We start from the raw sequence: 18457 nt of genomic DNA, 5'->3' as shown, positions 1-18457 counted from the left end.
TTGGCCCGCAAGAGATTGCCCAGAGCAGGCGCCCGGAGGTGAAAAGGCCCCGACCGCAGCAGCGACCGGAGCCCATCCAAGGCACATGCAGAGGAAGTGGCGGGGCCTATTCCGCCGGAACGGCTGCTGCCTCGATCGCCAAAGGCTGGGGCAGTTTGTTCAGCATTTCCTTCGGGCAGATTTGCAGGAAATTGCCCTTCTCATTTTCCCAATGCTGCAGGATCTCAGCGGCCTTGCGGCTGCCGGTTTCCTCCAGATGGCGCTCGATCAGACCTTTCAGCTGATCTTCCCAATGGGCCACGGTCACCGGACAGGTCACCAGTGACTCCATGTTCATCAGGGTTTCTGCCTTGCCTTCGGGATCGTAGATGTAGGCCATACCACCGGTCATACCCGCGCCGAAGTTGGCGCCGATCTTGCCCAGGATCACCGCGATCCCGCCGGTCATGTATTCACAGCCACAGGCACCGCAGCCCTCGACAACCACGCTCGCCCCTGAGTTACGAACCGCGAACCGCTCGCCGGCACGCCCGGCTGCGAAGAGATAGCCAGCCGTCGCACCATAGAGAACGGTATTGCCGACGATGGTGTTTTCGCTGGCGTTCAGCGGCGATGCCATCGGCGGGCGCACCACGATGGTTCCGCCGGAGAGACCCTTGCCCACATAGTCATTGGCATCCCCGGAGACCTCAAGCTTCAGACCGGGGGCCGCAAAGGCACCTAGCGACTGCCCGGCGGAGCCTTGCAGCTTCACCGTCAGGTGGTCTGACTGCAGCGTGTTGCGCATACCGAAGTTGCGGACGATATGGCTGGAGGTGCGAGTGCCCACGGTCCGGTGGGTGTTCTGCACCGCATAGGACAGCTGCATCTTCTCACCGTCCTGCAGGAAGCGGGCGGCATCGCGTACGATCTCCGCATCCAGCGTATCCGGCACCGGGTTGCGCTCCTTATCGCGGTTGTAGACGATATTGGCAGAGCCATCGACCGTGATCAGAAGCGGGTTCAGGTCGAGGTCGTCCAGATGGGCAGAGCCACGCGACACCTGCGCCAGAAGATCGGCCCGGCCAATGACATCCTCCAGCGACCGCGCGCCAATGGAAGCCAGAATTTCCCGTACTTCCTGCGCATAGAAGGTGATGAGGTTTACCACCTTGTCGGCATTGCCGGTGAACTTGCCGCGCAGGGCCTCATCCTGAGTACACACGCCCACCGGGCAGGTGTTGGACTGGCACTGGCGCACCATGATGCAGCCCATGGCGATCAGCGCAGCGGTGCCGATACCATATTCCTCGGCGCCCAGCATGGCCGCCATGACGATGTCGCGGCCGGTGCGCAGACCGCCATCGGTGCGCAGCGTCACCCGGTCACGCAGGTTGTTCATGCTCAGCACCTGATGCGCCTCGGTCAGGCCCATCTCCCACGGGAGACCAGCATATTTGATCGAGGTCGCAGGCGAGGCCCCGGTGCCACCGTTATGGCCGGAGATCAGGATGATGTCTGCCTTTGCCTTGGCCACGCCGGCCGCGATGGTGCCAACGCCCGAGGACGCCACCAGTTTCACCGTCACCTTGCAGCGCGGGTTGATCTGCTTCAGGTCGTAGATCAGCTGCGCCAGATCCTCGATCGAGTAGATATCGTGGTGCGGCGGCGGCGAAATCAGGGTCACACCTTTGGTCGAGTGGCGCAGGCGGGCAATCAGGTCGGTGACCTTCATCCCCGGCAGCTGGCCGCCCTCGCCGGGCTTGGCGCCCTGGGCCACCTTGATTTCCAGCTCTTCGCACTGGTTCAGATATTCAGCGGTCACACCAAAGCGGCCCGACGCCACCTGCTTGATCTTTGCCGACGGGTTGTCGCCGTTCGGCTCCGGCACGAAATGTGCGGGATCTTCGCCGCCCTCGCCGGAGTCGGACTTGGCACCGATGCGGTTCATTGCGACGTTCAGAGTCTTATGCGCCTCAGGCGACAGCGCGCCCAAGCTCATCCCCGGCGTGACAAAGCGCTTGCGGATCGAGGTGATGCTCTCGACCTCTTCAATCGGCACCGTCTTGCCCAGAGGCTTGATGTCCAGCAGATCGCGCAGGTGAATCGGCGGGTTCGACTGCATCTTTGCCGAATATTGCTTCCACAGCTCAAACGAGGCCCGGTTGCAGGCCATCTGCATCATATGCATCGAGGTGGCTTCCCAGGCGTGGATTTCGCCGGATTTGCGCGCCTTGTAGAAGCCACCGATGGGCAGGACATCCTGACCGCCCGACCATGCCTTGGCGTGGATTTCTTCCAGCTTGGTCTGAATGCCGGTGACACCGATGCCAGAAATCCGGGAAACCATGCCGGGGAAATATTCCGCACACATCGCACGGCTGAGGCCCACCGCCTCGAAGTTGAGACCACCACGATAGGAGGAGATCACCGAGATGCCCATTTTCGCCATGATCTTCAAAAGACCCTGGTCGATGGCTTCACGGTAACGGGCGACATTCTCGGTCAGACTGCCATCCAGCAGGCCACGCTCAATACGGTCAGCCAGCGAATCCTCGGCCAGATAGGCGTTTACAACGGTGGCACCACAGCCGATCAGCACCGCAAAGTAATGCGGGTCGATACATTCGGCAGAGCGCACATTCAGCGAACAGAAGGTCCGCAGGCCCTTGCGGGTCAGATGCGAATGCACGGCGGAGGTCGCCAGGATCATCGGCATCGCCACGCGGCCCTCGCCCGAATGCTGATCGGTCAGGACAATGTGACCGGCTCCGGAGCTGACAGCCTCCTCCGCTTCGGCGCGGACACGGGCCAGCGCCGCATTGAGAGACCCCTGGCCGGGGGCAAAGCTACAGTCGATTTCAGCCAGCGGCGCGTTCAGGTTCTTGACCAGCTCGTCCCATTGGGAATTGCCGATAAAGGGGCTTTCCAGCACGATGATCTCGGTCTGGGAGCTGTCTTCATCAAGCACGTTCTTGAGGTTACCAAACCGGGTCTTCAACGACATCACACGGTATTCGCGCAGGCTGTCGATCGGCGGGTTGGTCACCTGAGAGAAGTTCTGGCGGAAGAAATGGCTCAGCGGGCGGTACATTTTCGACAGCACTGCCGACGGCGTATCATCCCCCATTGAGGCCAGAGTTTCCTTGCCGTCCTCGGCCATCGGCGCAAGAATCTGTTCCAGTTCCTCAATGGTATAGCCAGCGGCAATCTGGCGGCGGCGCAGTGCGTCCCCGCTGAACAACGGCTTTTCGGTAACGGTGGCCAGGGTGCTGTCCAGATCGTTGATCTTCTTCACCCAATCGCCAAACGGCAGCGCGGAGGCCAGTTTGTTCTTGATCGCGGTGTCGTGGAATAGCTTGCCCTTCTTCATATCAACAGCCAGCATCTGACCCGGACCAAGCGCACCCTTTTCAACCACGGTGGCCTCGTCAATCGGAACCATGCCCGCCTCGGAGCCTGCGATCACCAGACCATCGCCGGTGACCACGTAGCGCATCGGGCGCAGGCCGTTGCGGTCCAGACCGGCACAAACCCAGCGGCCATCGGTCATCGCCAGCGCGGCCGGGCCATCCCAAGGCTCCATCACGGAGTTGCAATAGGAATACATATCGCGCCAGGCCTGCGGCAGCTCCACCGCCTGCTTGGACCAGCTTTCGGGAACCAGCATGGTCTTTGCCATCGGCGCCGAACGACCGGCGCGGACCAGAACTTCAAACACCGAGTCCAGTGCCGCGGAGTCGGAGGACCCGCTGGCGACGATGGGTTTGATATCCTCGGCATAGTCACCAAAGGTCGAAGAGGCCATACGGATCTCGTGGCTCTTCATCCAGTTCATGTTGCCTTTCAGCGTGTTGATCTCGCCGTTATGGGCGAGCATGCGGAAGGGCTGGGCCAGCCACCACTGCGGGAACGTGTTGGTGGAATAGCGCTGATGATAGATTGCAAAGGCGCTTTCAAACCGTTCGTCCATCAGGTCGGGGTAGAACACGGCAACCTGCTCGGCCAGCATCATGCCCTTGTAGATGATCGAGCGGCAGGACAGCGACGCGATATAGAGCTGGCCGACCTGCGCAGCGGCAGCGGCTTTTTCGATGCGGCGGCGAATAACATAGAGCTCGCGCTCGAATGTTTCCTCGTCCACACCCTTTGAGTTGGAGATCAGGATCTGCTCAATCTCAGGGCGGGTGGCGTTGGCCTTCTCGCCGAGGCAGGTGACATCCACCGGCACATGGCGCCAGCCGTAGATGTAGTAGCCCATCCGCAGAACTTCGCTTTCCACGATGGTCCGGCAGCGTTCCTGAGCGCCAAAGTCCGTGCGTGGCAGGAAGACCTGGCCTACCGCCATCAGTTGATCTTCGCGCGGCTCGTGGCCGGTGCGGCGCACCTGATCATAGAAGAACGGTGCCGGGATCTGAACGTGGATACCGGCGCCATCGCCGGTCATGCCGTCCGCATCAACTGCACCTCGGTGCCAGATCGCTTTCAGCGCGTTGATGCCGGCCTCAACCACCTTGCGGCTGCGCTTGCCGTTGACCGAGACAACAAGGCCAACACCGCAGGAGGAATGCTCTTCCTCCTCGGCATAAAGACCGTTCTCGGCCATCCATTGACGCTTTGCCTCTTCGGCGCGAACCCATTCTGCATCATATTTTGTCATGTCATGCTCCCGTTCCGGTGGGCGGCCCCCTAAGGGCGGCACCTGCCCGGTAGAAATCTGTTTACTCGGCGGCCAGGCTGCTGGCGGCGGTGTTGAAACGGTCGAGGATCGCCTCAGCGCAATCGCGCCCGTCCTTGATGGCCCAGACCACTAGAGACGCGCCGCGCACGATGTCACCAACGGCATAGACGCCATCTAGATCGGTCGCGCCGGTCTGGAATGCAGCCTTTACGGTGCCCCAGCGGGTGACCGGCAGTTCCGGCTGATCCCAGAGCGTCGGCAGATCTTCCGGCTCAAAGCCAAGCGCCTTGATCACCAGCTCGGCAGGCTCGATGTAATCGGCGCCCTCGATGACCTCGGGAGCCTGGCGGCCCGAGGCGTCAGGCTGGCCGAGACGCATCTTCTGTACCATCACGCCAGCGACCTTGCCGCCCTCATCGGTGAAACCCTTGGGCGCGGACAGCCATTCAAAGACCACGCCTTCTTCCTCGGCGTTCTGGGTTTCGCGCTGCGAACCGGGCATATTGGCACGGTCACGGCGGTAGAGACATTTGACCGACGTCGCACCCTGACGAATCGAGGTCCGCACGCAGTCCATAGCCGTATCACCCCCGCCGATGACAACGACACGCTTACCTTTGGCGTTCAGGGTGCCGTTGTCGAATTCCTCGATGCTGTCGCCGAAATTCGACGCTTTGTTGGACACGGTCAGGAAGTCGATCGCCTTTACGATGCCACCAGAACCTGACCCCGGCATTTCCAGATCACGGGATTTGTAAACGCCGGTGGCGATAATCACCGCATCATGTTTGGCGCGGATATCGTCAAAGGAGATGTCCTGACCCACGTTGCAATTCATCACGAATTCAACACCGCCATCCGCAAGCAGTTGGTTGCGGCGCATCACGACGTCCTTTTCCAGCTTGAAACCCGGGATACCATAGGTCAGCAGGCCACCGGCACGATCATAGCGGTCGTAGATGGTGACCTTCACGCCTGCGCGACGCAGCATGTCGGCTGCGGCGAGGCCGCCCGGACCCGCCCCGATGATCCCCACGGATTCGCCACGTTCCTGCGCCGGGGCGATGGGCTGCACCCAACCTTTGTCCCAGGCGGTATCGGTAATGTATTTCTCGACGGCACCGATGGTGACAGTACCGTGGCCGGACTGCTCAATGACGCAATTGCCTTCGCAGAGGCGATCCTGCGGACAGATACGACCACAGATTTCGGGGAAGGTATTGGTCGCCTGGCTGATCTCATAGGCCTCGTGCAAGCGGCCCGTGGCAGTCAGGCGGAGCCAATCGGGAATGTTGTTGTGCAGGGGGCAATGCGACTGGCAATAAGGTACACCGCATTGACTGCAACGGCTGGCCTGTTCCTCGGCCTTGGCGGCCGCGAATTCTGCGTAGATTTCGTCGAAATCTTCCCGGCGATCTTCTGCGGCCCGTTTGCTGGGCATGTCGCGGTCGATCTGCACGAATTTGAGCATCGGTTGCTTGGCCACGGGGCGGACTCCATGTTGGGCTGGCTGCGATAAATGATCCATCGGAGCGGAGCGAATTAAAAGTCAACTTTGCTGACCTAATATGTCAGCAGTTATGTCCTGATACCTTCTCCAGCAGAAATGTACAGACATTTTAGGTCCGATACGGACCATTAACGCAATCCCGCCAATGAAATCAACGGATTTACACCCAGACCGTTCTTTGCCATCCCTGCGGAACCCCAATCGGACCTATATCATGCCGCTTTTTCAGCTGATCCTTATCGCCCTGATTCAGGGCATCACGGAATTCCTGCCCGTCTCTTCATCCGGGCACCTGATCCTTTTGCCGGGACTGACCGGGCTCGACGATCAGGGGCAGGTTATCGACGTCGCCGTTCACGTCGGAACACTGGTCGCCGTGGTCCTGTTCTTCTGGAAAGAGGTGCGGGTGGGGCTGATCGGTCTGCCGCGCGCCTTCACAGGACGCCTCGATACACCCGGGGCACGGCTGGCGATGGGGCTGATCATCGCGACCATCCCTACAATCCTGTTTGGCGCCTTTCTGCATTTCAGCGGATGGAGTGACGCACTCAGGTCGATGAAAGTCATCGGCTGGACGATGCTTGGTTTTGGCTTGGTACTCTATGTGGCAGATCGGTTTGGCCCAACCGACAAGGAAAGCGCGGACTGGGGGCCGCGAGATGCGCTGATCATGGGGCTGTGGCAAATGCTGGCGCTAATCCCCGGCACTTCGCGCTCGGGCATCACTATTACGGGCGCCCGCCAGCTGGGCTACGCCCGGATCGATGCAGCACGGCTGTCGATGCTGATGTCGATCCCAACAATCGTGGCCTCTGGTGTTTTGCTGGGTGCCGAAGTCGCCGTCGAGGCAAATCCGGCACTCATTCGCGATGCAGCTATCGCTGCGGCGCTCTCAATGCTGGCCGCCCTTGCTGCCCTGTCGCTGATGATGCGCCTGCTGCGCTCGGTCAGCTTCACACCCTATGTGATCTATCGCGTCGTTCTGGGCGCGATTCTCCTGATGATCGCCTATCAGGCCTGATCGACCGGATCCGGCCATCAGAACCAAAAAAGCGCGGGTCAAACCCGCGCCTTTCAAATCTTAGCCGACCTTGACCTCTAAGCGAATTCAGAGGTCGTTGCGCAGGTTGCGGGCTGAATCCATCAACTCACTGTACTGACCAGCCGGGCGGAACTTCCACAGGTAGTCCGGCAGCACAGACGCCAATGAAACCGGGTGGATGCCCAGCGCCTCGAACCCGTTTGCGCCCTCGGCAACCACATTGTCGTTCTCGAGGTTCTTCAGCTGGTCACGGGTCAGCATCTTGTTCTCGAACAGCTGAAAGCTGACGAACTGCAGAATATCAAAGCCAAGCGCGACCAGCTTCGCAATCGGGCCCGGCAGCGACAGCACAAGGCGCCGACGGTCAATCACATCGAGCATCTGCTGCATCAGTGCGCCGAAGCTCTTCACCTCGGGGCCGCCAAGCTCATACACGCCAGGCTTTGCCTTCCCGACAACCGCGGCTACGGCAGCCTTGGCAACATCGTCGACGTACACCGGCTGGAATTCTGTGTCGGCATGGGCAATCGGCAGCACCGGCGACAGGCGTGCCATCGCGGCAAAACGGTTGAAGAACTGATCCTCAGCCCCGAAGATGATCGACGGCCGCAAAATCACGGCCTCGGGCATATGCTCCAGAACAGCCCGCTCCCCGGCCGCTTTGGACTGGGCATAATCGCTGTCGCTACCTTCATCGGCACCGATGGCCGAGACATGCACCATGGCTCCGACGCCCTGTGCAGCAGCGATTCGCGCAATTCGACCAGCGCCATCGGCCTGAACCGCATCAAAGGTGTTCTTGCCCAGTTCGTTCAGGATGCCAACGCAGTTCACCACTGCATCTGCCCCCTGCATCACCGCCGCAACAGACGCATCGTCGCGAATATTGCACAACACAGGCTCTACCTGCCCCGGGACACCGTAGGGTTTGACATACATGGCTTCGTTCGGCCGACGCACGGCCACCCGCACACGCCAACCTTCCTTGGCCATGCGGCGCGCAATGTAACGGCCGACAAAACCGGACCCGCCATAGATCGTGACCAGTTTGGACATCTTTTGGCTCCTACCTTAGCTGCTGCTTCGATTTACCGCCCCGCGCCCTTTGGAACAAGGCGCAAATCGACCAAAGTCGAGGCAATAGGTGCAACGCTGCAAGATATGGTTGCTTAACGCCCGATTTGATCTCCCTTGCTATGATGCTTTGGCGACGCCAGCGGATCGTATCGGTGATTTCCAAATCAGATCGGAGAGCGCAGATCATGACGACACAGAAGCTCTGCACAGGTAGCTGTATTCTGTGAATACCATCGTCAGAACAGAACATATCGCAGCAGTGAATTTTCCGTTTGACGGCCCCGTCGCTTCTGCTTATACGCCCCTCACGACACCTGCCCAGGTGGCGGAATTGGTAGACGCGCTAGCTTCAGGTGCTAGTGTCCGTATGGACGTGGAGGTTCGAGTCCTCTCCTGGGCACCATATCCCCGACAGTGAATAAAACAAGGCCCCCATAGGGAGCCACACTCCAGGCGCGATATGTCGATTGTCGGCTGCCGACCGGTTTCATACACCACGCGCCAGACCCGAAAAACCGCCAGCCGTAAGCACGTGAATTTTCCGTTTGACGGCCCCGCCGCTTCTGCTTATACGCCCCTCACGACACCTGCCCAGGTGGCGGAATTGGTAGACGCGCTAGCTTCAGGTGCTAGTGTCCGTATGGACGTGGAGGTTCGAGTCCTCTCCTGGGCACCATATTCCCTATTTTTCTCGATACTTGATCACGCCTTTGGCGTGTTATTGCGCCTGCGCGATGACGTACCGTCAGAGTAGACAGCCCCCGTAAAAACAGCGCTCATCCTCTGGCAGCTGGGGAGAGCTGTTCGTGCTGGACATGGGGGAGAGCGTGATGGAGGCGGATTATGTGATCGTCGGCGGAGGCTCTGCGGGATCGACGCTGGCTGCCCGACTAAGCGAAGATCCAACCGTCACGGTCTGCCTGCTGGAAGCCGGCGGGCGCGGTGACGGGCTTTTGGTTCGCGCTCCTGCCGCTGTGGTCGCGATGCTACCGGGACGCCCCAAAATCAACAATTGGGCCTATGAAACCGTGCCGCAACCGGGGTTGAACGGGCGACGCGGATATCAGCCGCGCGGTAAAGGCCTGGGCGGCTCCAGTGCGATCAATGCCATGCTTTATATTCGCGGCCATGCCAGCGATTACGATGAATGGGCCGCATTGGGATGTCCCGGTTGGGATTGGAACTCGGTGCTGCCCTATTTCCGAAAAGCCGAAAACAACGAACGCGGCGGCGATGATCTGCATGGTGCAGCCGGCCCCTTGCAGGTCAGCAACCAGAAATCGCCCCGCCCGATCACCGATGCCTTTATCAAGGCTGGCCAATCCCTGCAGATCCGACACCGCGAGGATTTCAACACAGGCGACAACGAGGGCATCGGCCTTTATCAGGTGACGCAATTCCACAGAGCTGACCGCAATGGGGAGCGCTGCTCGGCGGCGGCGGCCTATCTACACCCGGTGATGGACCGCGCGAATCTAAAGGTGATCACGCGGGCGCAGGCATCCCGGATCATATTCGACGGCAAACGTGCGGTTGGCGTCAGCTACCGGCTGCGCGGCACTGAGCATAGTGTCCGCGCCCGCCGCGAGGTGGTGCTCTGCGGTGGAGCGTTCAACTCGCCGCAGCTGCTGCAACTCTCCGGCGTTGGTCGACCCGAGGATATCCGCCCGCACGGGATCGACATGGTCCATGAGCTGCCCGGGGTGGGGCAGAATCTGCAGGATCATCTGGACTTTACACTGGCTTATAAATCCAAGGATCGCGACAATTTCGGCATTTCCCTGCCCGGCAGTATCTCACTGTTGCGCCACATATGGAACTGGCGGAAAACCGGGCGTGGTATGATTGCGACTCCCTTTGCGGAAGGGGCCGCGTTCCTGAAAACGGACCCATCCGAAGAGCGTGCCGATGTGCAGCTGCATTTTGTGATTTCCATCGTGGATGATCACGCCCGGAAGCTGCACATGGGGCATGGGTTCAGCTGCCATATCTGCGTGCTGAGGCCAAAATCGCGCGGCACGGTCGGCCTGACCAGTGCCGACCCCACATCACCGCCGCGGATTGATCCGCAGTTTCTCGCTGATCCCGATGATCTGGCCGTGCTTATCAGGGGGGTGCGCAAAACCCGGCAAATCATGGCGGCAGAACCGCTGGCGGGCTATATTCACAAGGAGCTGTTTATCGACGGCGAGGTCGATGACGCCGCATTGGAACAGCATATACGCGCGCGGGCAGATACGATTTATCATCCGGTTGGCACCTGCAAAATGGGAACCGACCCGCTTGCGGTGGTGGATCCCGCGCTCCGGGTCCATGGTTTGGAGGGGCTGCGGGTGGTTGATGCGTCGATCATGCCGCGCCTGATTGGCGGCAACACCAATGCGCCAACCATCATGATCGCGGAGAAAGCGGCAGATATTATACGCGGTGCCCTGGCCCGCGCCTGACATTTCAATTCGGAGAAGACGAAGATGCTTGGCAAGATGATGCACAAACAGCTGACCATAGGCTCGCTGATAGAACATGCAGGGCGGTTCCATAGCGGGACAACGGTCACATCTGTCGAGACTTCGGGCGAAACCGTGCATGTCACCTGGGGAGACATCGACGCCAACGCTCGCAAGCTGGCGGCCGCCCTGGGGCGGCTGGGCATCGCGCAGGGCGCCCGTTGCGGCACCATCGCCTGGAACAATCGTCGCCACCTCGAAATCTATTTCGGCGTCTCCGGGGGTGGGTTTGTCTGCCACACGATCAACCCGCGACTGACACCAGAGCAGCTGATCTACATCATAAACCACGCAGAGGATCAGGTCCTGTTCATCGACACCACCTTTGTTCGGGCTGTGGCACAGCTGCGCGCGCATCTGACCACCGTGCAGAATATCGTGGTGATGGGGCCGCCGGACGCCGAGATCGCAGCCCAGATCGAAGACGTGCTGTTCTACGATGCGCTTCTGGACATGGAAACGACCCCGTATTCCTGGCCTGATCTGGATGAAAACCTGCCATCGAGCCTGTGTTACACCTCCGGCACGACCGGCAATCCCAAGGGGGTTGAATACACCCATCGCACCAGCGTTCTGCATACGCTTGGCGGCAACCAGCCCGACGGTATCGCCCTGCGGGCGCGGGACACCGTTCTGGCAGTTGTTCCGATGTTCCACGTGAATGCCTGGGGGACGCCCTACATGACCGCGGCGGTTGGGGCAAAGCTGGTACTGCCCGGGCCGCATCTGGATGGGGCGAGCCTCGCCAAGCTGATTGATGCGGAAAAGGTCACCGTGGCACTGGGTGTTCCCACCATCTGGATGGGTTTGCTGAAAGGGCTGGAGGAGACCGGATGCACCGCCGAGAGCCTGGAACGCACCATTGTCGGCGGCTCTGCCCTGCCAACGGTCATGATCCCCACATTTCGTGACAGATACGGCGTTGATCTGGTGCATGCCTGGGGCATGACGGAAACAAGCCCAATCGGGACGCTGAACCAGCTGCTTCAGAAACACAATGAGCTGGACGCCGAGCAGCAGGCGAAGCTGCGCGAAGGACAGGGCCGCCCCATGTATGGTGTCGATCTGCGCATCGTAGACGACAGCGGCACTGTTCTGCCTCATGACGGACAGACGCAGGGCAATTTGCAGATCTGCGGTCATTGGGTGATCGACAGCTATTTCCGCGCCGAGGATACAGCGCTGACGGCAGATGGATGGTTCGATACCGGTGACGTCGCCACAATTGATGCCGATGGCTATATGATCATTCGTGATCGCTCCAAGGACATCATCAAGTCTGGCGGCGAATGGATCTCGACCGTCGAGCTGGAGGATATCGCGATGTCCCATCCCGGTATCGCTCAGGCAGCGGCAATCGCAGCCAGACACCCCAAATGGGACGAACGTCCGGTGGTGATCGCTGTAAAACGCTCCCCCGACGTGACCGAGGACGATCTGCGCGAATATTATCAGGGCAAGGTAGCAAGCTGGCAGATCCCCGACCGTGTCATCTTTGTCGATGCGCTGCCGCTAGGTGGCACCGGAAAGGTGCTGAAAAACAAGCTCCGCGACTCTTACGACGCGATTCTGCTGGAGGCCTGATGCACTGCACCGCCGCCAATATGGCATCTGGTGGCGGGGCCCATTTCACGAAATGGGCACAGAATCCGTCCGAATTACGGGTAAAACAGGGGCTTTGGCGGCCATAACTGCCGGCAAATTTATCTGTTAAGCCTCACTTAAGACACCGCCTGATATCCCGGTAGTGGGTGAAAATAGGTGGTGGATTATGAGCGCACAAGGAAATGTGGCGCCCATTATCATCAAGAAGAAAAAGTCAGGTGGTGCCCATGGTCACCACGGTGGAGCCTGGAAGGTCGCCTATGCGGACTTCGTGACGGCTATGATGGCGTTCTTCATGTTGATGTGGCTGCTCAATGCAACGACTGAGAAACAACGCAAAGGGTTGGCGGATTATTTCTCGCCATCCATTCCGCTGAGCCGGGTCTCCGGCGGCGGCAACGGGGCGTTCAGCGGGGACAGCATGTTCACCGAGGAAATCCAGCCCCAGAACGGTACCGGTGCGACCGATGTGAACCCCGCAGACGCCCAGCAGGCCAAGGGTGACTCCGGCGTCGAACAGGACAAGGACCGCGAGGCTGCCGATGAGCAGTTCCGAGCCCTGGAAGAGCAGCTGAAGGGGCGTGGCGGCGAAAGCATGGTCTCGATCGAGATGGCGCAGCACATCATTACCCGCGTCACCGACGAAGGCCTTGTAGTCGAACTCTTCGACACCGAGGATTCGCCGCTGTTCAAAGATGGTACAGCCGAACCGACCCTCCTTTTCCGCGACATCGTGAAGATGGTTTCACGCGTCACCGGCGTTGTTGAAAACAACATCGCAATCGGCGGCCACATCAGATCACATGCGGTCGTTGTCGCCAATAATCCGGTCTGGGAACTGTCCCATGCACGGGCTGACGCAACCCGGGTGATGCTCGAATCAGGTGGAACGAAGTCCAAGCGGATGCACCGGGTGACGGGACATGCCGATCGCAAACTGGCGGATAGCAATCCGATGGCAGCGCGAAACAATCGGGTCGAAATCATCCTTCTGCGCAAATAACCCATGGATCCCCAAAAACGGGCGGCGAACAGATCAGACAATTTTATCTGTTAGCCGCCCGTTAATGGGCAATCGGCTAGCTGTTGCATCAAGAAAGATTCGATGCAGCAGAAAGGCGTATCCATGACGATTTCTTCCTCGCTTAATGCCGGTGTTGCCGGGCTTACCGCGAATGCCAGCCGACTGGCCTCCATTTCCGACAACATCGCAAACTCCTCAACCGCCGGCTACAAGCGGGTCCAGACCGATTTCCACTCGATGGTCATGAGCTCGTCTGGCGGCACCTATTCGGCCGGGGGCGTGCGGACAACCAACGTCCGCCTGATTGATGAGCGGGGCCCGCTGGTGTCGACCAGCAATGCGACTGACCTCGCGGTCCGAGGCCGCGGTATGCTGCCGGTGACATCCATGAACGAGGTCGAGACAGGCGCTGCGAACCCGCAGATGATGCTGACCACCACTGCATCGTTCCGGACCAACGCCGATGGCCTGCTGGCCACTGAATCCGGTCTCGTCCTGATGGGCTGGCCCGCACAGTCCGATGGTACGATCCCACCCTACCCGCGCGATACCTCCGATGCGCTGGAGCCGGTTCGTTTCAATGTAAACAAACTGTCTGGTGAGCCGACAACCGAGATGTCTCTGGGTGTCAACCTGCCTGCGACCGCAACCGAATCCACGTCGGCTGGTACCAGCGAAAACCTGTCGATCGAGTATTATGACAACCTCGGAAAGTCGGAGAGTCTGCAGATCGAATTTGTTCCCACCGTTCCCGCAACAGGCGAGTCGAACGAGTGGACGATGATCATTACCGATACTGCTATCGGCGCCACTGTGATCGGTGAATATACGCTGACCTTTGATGACAACCGGACCTCCGGCGGCGCTCTCAATGCTGTCACGGCCACGACAGGTGGGGCCTATGACCCGGCAACCGGCTCGATCATCGTGTCTGTTGCAGGCGGCCCGATGGAGATCAATATCGGCACCTTGGGGGATGACAACGGGCTTACCCAATTGTCGGATACCTTCGCACCCGCCTCCATTTCAAAGGACGGCGCCCCGGTCGGTAACTTCACCGGCGTGGAAATCGACGAAGCCGGATATGTGCATGCCAATTATGACACCGGCGTCAGCCGAGTGGTCTATCAGGTACCTCTTGTCGATCTGCCCAATCCCAACGGTATGATCGCGATGGATCGCCAGACCTATATGCCATCCAGCGAAAGCGGCTCCTATTTCCTGTGGAATGCTGGTGAGGGTCCGACAGGCGATATCCTGGGCTATGCGCGTGAAGAATCCGCAACCGATGTTGCGGGGGAACTAACCAACATGATCCAGACCCAGCGCGCCTATTCGTCGAACGCAAAGGTCATTCAGACCGTGGATGAGATGTTGCAGGAAACCACCAACATCAAGCGCTGATAAGCGCCTTCTCCTTTGATCCACATTCGCGCAAAGGCTGGATGATCCATGTCCATTACAAGTGCTCTCAATTCCGCAATGACCGGGCTGACGGCGGCTGGCCGCTCAACCTCGGTTGTTTCCGAAAACCTGTCGAATGTCCTGACACCAGGATATTCGCGCCGGAGTCTGGCGCTTACCAGCGCCGGCGACGGTTTCAGCGGGGTGAAGGTCGGCAACGTCCAGCGGATCAACGATCCGGCGTTGCAGTCCAGCGTGCGATCCGCCAATTCAGAGGTCGGCGTTGCCGAGGTGAAATCCGCCTTCTTTGGTCGTATGACCGAGCTGGTTGGCAGCGCCGACGACCCCTATTCCATCACACAGCGGCTGACCGACTTTGACTCCGGTCTGATCGAGGTGATTTCCCGTCCGGATTCAGGGCCGCGCTTGAACGATCTTGCGATCCAGGCTGAAGAATTGGTGCGGTCGATTTCCGATGCGGCCGAAGGGCTGCGCAATCGGCGCACAGCCGCCGACAGGGCCATCGACGTGCAAGTTGATACCGTCAATCAATCGCTGGAAAAGCTGCAAAGACTGAACGCAAAAATTGCAGTCAGTCAGTCCACCGGATCCGATTCCGCATCGCTTCTCGATCAGCGTGATCTGTTGATCGACGAGGTGAACCAGATTATCCCGGTCAAGGTTGTGAACCGTGACCGTGGGCAGGTCGCCCTGTTCTCAGAAGGCGGCGCCGTGCTTCTGGATGGTCAGGCCGCTGAGCTGAGTTTCGATGGCAAGGCCGATACCCTGCCTTACATGACCCTCGGCAACGGGTTGCTCTCCGGTCTGCAAATCAACGGTATCGACGTTGCAACCGGCCCCGGCGGGCCAATTCGCGGCGGGACTCTGGCGGCCCATTTCGAGGTGCGCGACGTTCTGACCGTGGAAGCTCAGGAAGATCTCGATGCGATGGCAAAAGATCTCGTCGAACGCTTCCAGGATCCAACCTTGGATCCGACTTTGGGCGCCACCGATCCCGGGATTTTCACCGATCAAGGTGCGTTCTTTGACCCTGCCAATACTGTTGGCATCGCCAACCGTATTGAACTGAACGACAAGATCGCGATGCAGGGACAGGCTGAAACCTGGCGGTTGCGGGATGGTCTCAATGCAGCGGCGCCCGGGAATGCCGGCGATGCAACGCTTCTGCGCGGATATGCCGATGCGCTCGACGCCAAGCGCTTGGTATCGTCCGTCGGCCTCGGCACCGCAAATCTGGATGCCAGCACGCTGAGCGCGAATCTGCTGTCGCGTTTTGCACAGAGTGAAAATTCCGCAGAACAGAATGTCGCCTTCGCGGCGGCAACCTATACCGAAATGTATCAGCGCGAATTGGCGCAGGGCGTCGACAGTGATGCTGAACTGCAAAACCTTATCGTGATTGAAAAAGTCTATCAGGCCAACGCCAGAATGATCTCCGTCGTTGATGAGCTGATGGAAACGCTTCTGAGGATTTAACGAATGATTATGAACTCATATGGGGACATGGCTCAACATCTGTTCCTGCGCAATCGGTCGGTGGGTCTGAAGAACGACATCTCGACCCTGACGCAGGAATTGAGTTCGGGTAAAACCTCGCAGCTGACACAGAAACTAGGTGGCGATCTCACCTATCTGTCCGACGTCGAACGAAGCCTTGACCGGCTCAAGTCCTTTCAGGTGGCAAATACCGAGGCCGCGCTGTTCGCATCCTCGATGCAGAACAATATTGAGCTGATCTCCGATAACGTCATCACGCTGACCGGTGACATCTTCTCCGTCACCACCTCGCCGAATGACGAAACGTCGAAGCAATTGTCCAACCAGGCAGAGGTGTTCCTGACGGAAGCCATCCGGTCGCTGAACGGAGAAGCGGCCGGCCGCAGCCTGTTCGCCGGCAATGATACCGAAGCCAAGCCTCTCGCCGACCTCAACACCTTGATGTCCGCACTGGTGACCGAGGTATCCCTGCTGAGCACCGCCCCGGATATCGTCCAGGCCGTCAAGGACTGGTTTGCCGATCCTCTGGGATTTGATGCAGTGATGTACCAGGGCTCTTCGGATTTGATGGACCCGGTGAGAATCGGGCCCAACGAAGAGGTCACGGTCTCTCTGAAGGCCAATGATGCTGCGTTCAAACAGACATTGCAGAGCCTCGCGATTGCGACACTGGTAAATGAACCCGGCCTGAGCCTCAGCTCGGACGTGAAATTCGAACTGTTGCGTAGCACCGGGGTAGAGCTGCGTGAAAGCCAGGTTCAACTGACGCAGATGCAATCGGATCTTGGTTTTGTTGAAGGGCGCATCGAGCAGACGGCAACACGCAATGGCGCGGCGCAGACCAGCCTGAGCCTGGTGTTCAATGAACTCGTCCAAGCCGACCCATATGAGACCGCAACCCGTCTCGACGAGGCGCAGTTCCAACTGGAAAGCCTGTTTACTGTCACCGCGCGAACATCACAGCTGTCTCTGATGAGGTTCCTGTCATGATGCAGCTCATTCGACTTCTGCTGACGGTGCTGATGCTGCCTGCGATGGCACAAGCCAATGCCATCCGGCTGAAGGACCTGGTCGAGTTTGACGGCGTTCGTGGCAATGATCTGGTCGGCTACGGTCTTGTGGTTGGTCTGAACGGGACCGGCGACGGTCTGCGCAACTCACCGTTTACCGAAGAGATCATGTCGAACATCCTCGAAAGGCTGGGCGTCAATGTCACCGGTGAGCAGTTTCGGCCCAAGAATGTTGCGGCGGTGTTTGTCACCGCGACTTTGCCGCCTTTTGCCCGTGTTGGCGGCACCGTCGATGTGACGGTGTCCGCAATTGGCGACTCGAAAAGCCTACTGGGCGGGACGCTGGTCATGACGCCGCTGAATGCCGCCGATGGTCAGATCTATGCCGTTGCCCAAGGGACCATTCTGGCTGGTGGCGCGGTCGCGGAGGGTGAAGGTGCCTCTGTCACCCAGGGGGTGCCGACCGCCGGTGTTATTCCATCTGGGGCCAGGGTCGAGCGCGAGATCGACTTTGATCTCTCGTCACTGACGTCCATGCGCCTTGCCCTGCGGGAGCCAGATTTCACCACCGCTGGCCGTATCGAGCGGGCGATCAATGCAGAATTTGGTCGAAACGTCGCTCTGATGCGGGATTCCGGGACCGTGGAAATTGACGTGCAGCGCACCAATAGCCGGTCAACGGCCCATGCAGTTGGTCGGATCGAGAATATCCTGGTCGAACCGCAGCGCAAGGCGCGTGTGGTTGTGGATCAACGCTCCGGCACCATTGTAATGGGCAGCGATGTCCGTATTTCACGTGTCGCGGTTGCGCAAGGCAATCTGACCCTGCGGATCGAGGAAACACCCCTCGTGGTTCAGCCCAATCCATTTGCAGATGGCGAAACGGTTGTCGTCCCACGCACCGGTGCCGCCATTGAAGAGGAGGAGGGCATACAGCTGGCGGAAGTTCCGGAAACAACCTCCTTGTCCGAAGTGGTCGCCGGGCTAAACGCCCTGGGCGTATCGCCGCGGGACATGATCGATATCCTCAAGAGCCTGAAGGCGGCCGGTGCCCTGCATGCCGAATTTGTAGTTCGGTAGCAGCGAGGCCCCAAGATAGA

At 59.4% G+C, this 18457-nt stretch carries 11 protein-coding genes and 2 tRNA genes; 10 read left to right on the top strand and 3 right to left on the bottom strand.

Going from position 1 to position 18457, the window contains the following annotated elements; genetic code table 11:
- Positions 1–106 precede the first annotated feature (106 nt).
- Together gltB and VWZ87_RS14135 are read right to left on the bottom strand one after the other, a co-directional pair.
- Positions 107–4639 (bottom strand): glutamate synthase large subunit, encoded by a 4533-nt coding sequence (gltB, locus tag VWZ87_RS14140; RefSeq protein ID WP_416534395.1) that lies wholly within the window; start codon positions 4637–4639, stop codon positions 107–109.
- Positions 4640–4700: 61 nt separating this feature from the next.
- Entirely contained in the window at positions 4701–6146 is a 1446-nt protein-coding gene (locus VWZ87_RS14135; protein WP_340547033.1) for an NAD(P)-dependent oxidoreductase, read from the bottom strand.
- Positions 6147–6384: 238 nt separating this feature from the next.
- Between VWZ87_RS14135 and VWZ87_RS14130 the strand changes: the two genes are divergently transcribed.
- Complete coding sequence (locus VWZ87_RS14130) at positions 6385–7191, top strand: undecaprenyl-diphosphate phosphatase (protein WP_416534394.1); 807 nt, start codon at positions 6385–6387, stop codon at positions 7189–7191.
- An 87-nt stretch (positions 7192–7278) separates the two neighbouring features.
- Here VWZ87_RS14130 and VWZ87_RS14125 read toward each other — a convergent pair whose 3' ends face one another.
- A complete protein-coding gene (locus tag VWZ87_RS14125) occupies positions 7279–8268 on the bottom strand; it encodes a complex I NDUFA9 subunit family protein (RefSeq protein WP_416534393.1) in 990 nt (329 codons plus the stop codon).
- 337 nt (positions 8269–8605) lie between these two features.
- Here VWZ87_RS14125 and VWZ87_RS14120 point away from each other — a divergent pair.
- The 9 genes from VWZ87_RS14120 to VWZ87_RS14080 all read left to right on the top strand — a co-directional run bounded on the left by VWZ87_RS14120 (position 8606) and on the right by VWZ87_RS14080 (position 18437).
- Positions 8606–8692 (top strand) — tRNA-Leu (locus tag VWZ87_RS14120).
- A gap of 186 nt (positions 8693–8878) precedes the next feature.
- Positions 8879–8965, top strand: a tRNA-Leu gene (locus VWZ87_RS14115).
- A gap of 154 nt (positions 8966–9119) precedes the next feature.
- Entirely contained in the window at positions 9120–10736 is a 1617-nt protein-coding gene (locus VWZ87_RS14110) for a GMC family oxidoreductase (RefSeq protein WP_416534505.1), read from the top strand.
- Positions 10737–10760: 24 nt separating this feature from the next.
- Positions 10761–12380 (top strand): long-chain fatty acid--CoA ligase, encoded by a 1620-nt coding sequence (locus VWZ87_RS14105; RefSeq protein WP_416534392.1) that lies wholly within the window; start codon positions 10761–10763, stop codon positions 12378–12380.
- A gap of 187 nt (positions 12381–12567) precedes the next feature.
- On the top strand, positions 12568–13404 hold the full coding sequence (locus VWZ87_RS14100) for a flagellar motor protein MotB (protein ID WP_416534391.1): 837 nt from the start codon (positions 12568–12570) through the stop codon (positions 13402–13404).
- Between the two features lie 102 nt (positions 13405–13506).
- On the top strand, positions 13507–14829 hold the full coding sequence (locus VWZ87_RS14095) for a flagellar hook protein FlgE (protein WP_340547038.1): 1323 nt from the start codon (positions 13507–13509) through the stop codon (positions 14827–14829).
- A 48-nt stretch (positions 14830–14877) separates the two neighbouring features.
- Positions 14878–16326, top strand: coding sequence for a flagellar hook-associated protein FlgK (gene flgK, locus VWZ87_RS14090; RefSeq protein WP_340547039.1), 1449 nt, complete (start codon positions 14878–14880; stop codon positions 16324–16326).
- 3 nt (positions 16327–16329) lie between these two features.
- The gene (locus VWZ87_RS14085; protein ID WP_340547040.1) at positions 16330–17337 is read left to right on the top strand and encodes a flagellin; all 1008 of its coding nucleotides are present in this window, start codon (positions 16330–16332) and stop codon (positions 17335–17337) included.
- On the top strand, positions 17334–18437 hold the full coding sequence (locus tag VWZ87_RS14080; RefSeq protein WP_340547041.1) for a flagellar basal body P-ring protein FlgI: 1104 nt from the start codon (positions 17334–17336) through the stop codon (positions 18435–18437). The genes VWZ87_RS14085 and VWZ87_RS14080 overlap by 4 nt, the downstream gene beginning before the upstream one ends.
- Positions 18438–18457 lie beyond the last annotated feature (20 nt).

The organism is Phaeobacter sp. JH20_37 (assembly GCF_048056015.1).
Taxonomy (GTDB): domain Bacteria; phylum Pseudomonadota; class Alphaproteobacteria; order Rhodobacterales; family Rhodobacteraceae; genus Phaeobacter; species Phaeobacter bryozoorum.
Note: the sequence above shows the minus strand (reverse complement) of the source record. Positions and strands in the feature narration are given on the sequence as shown.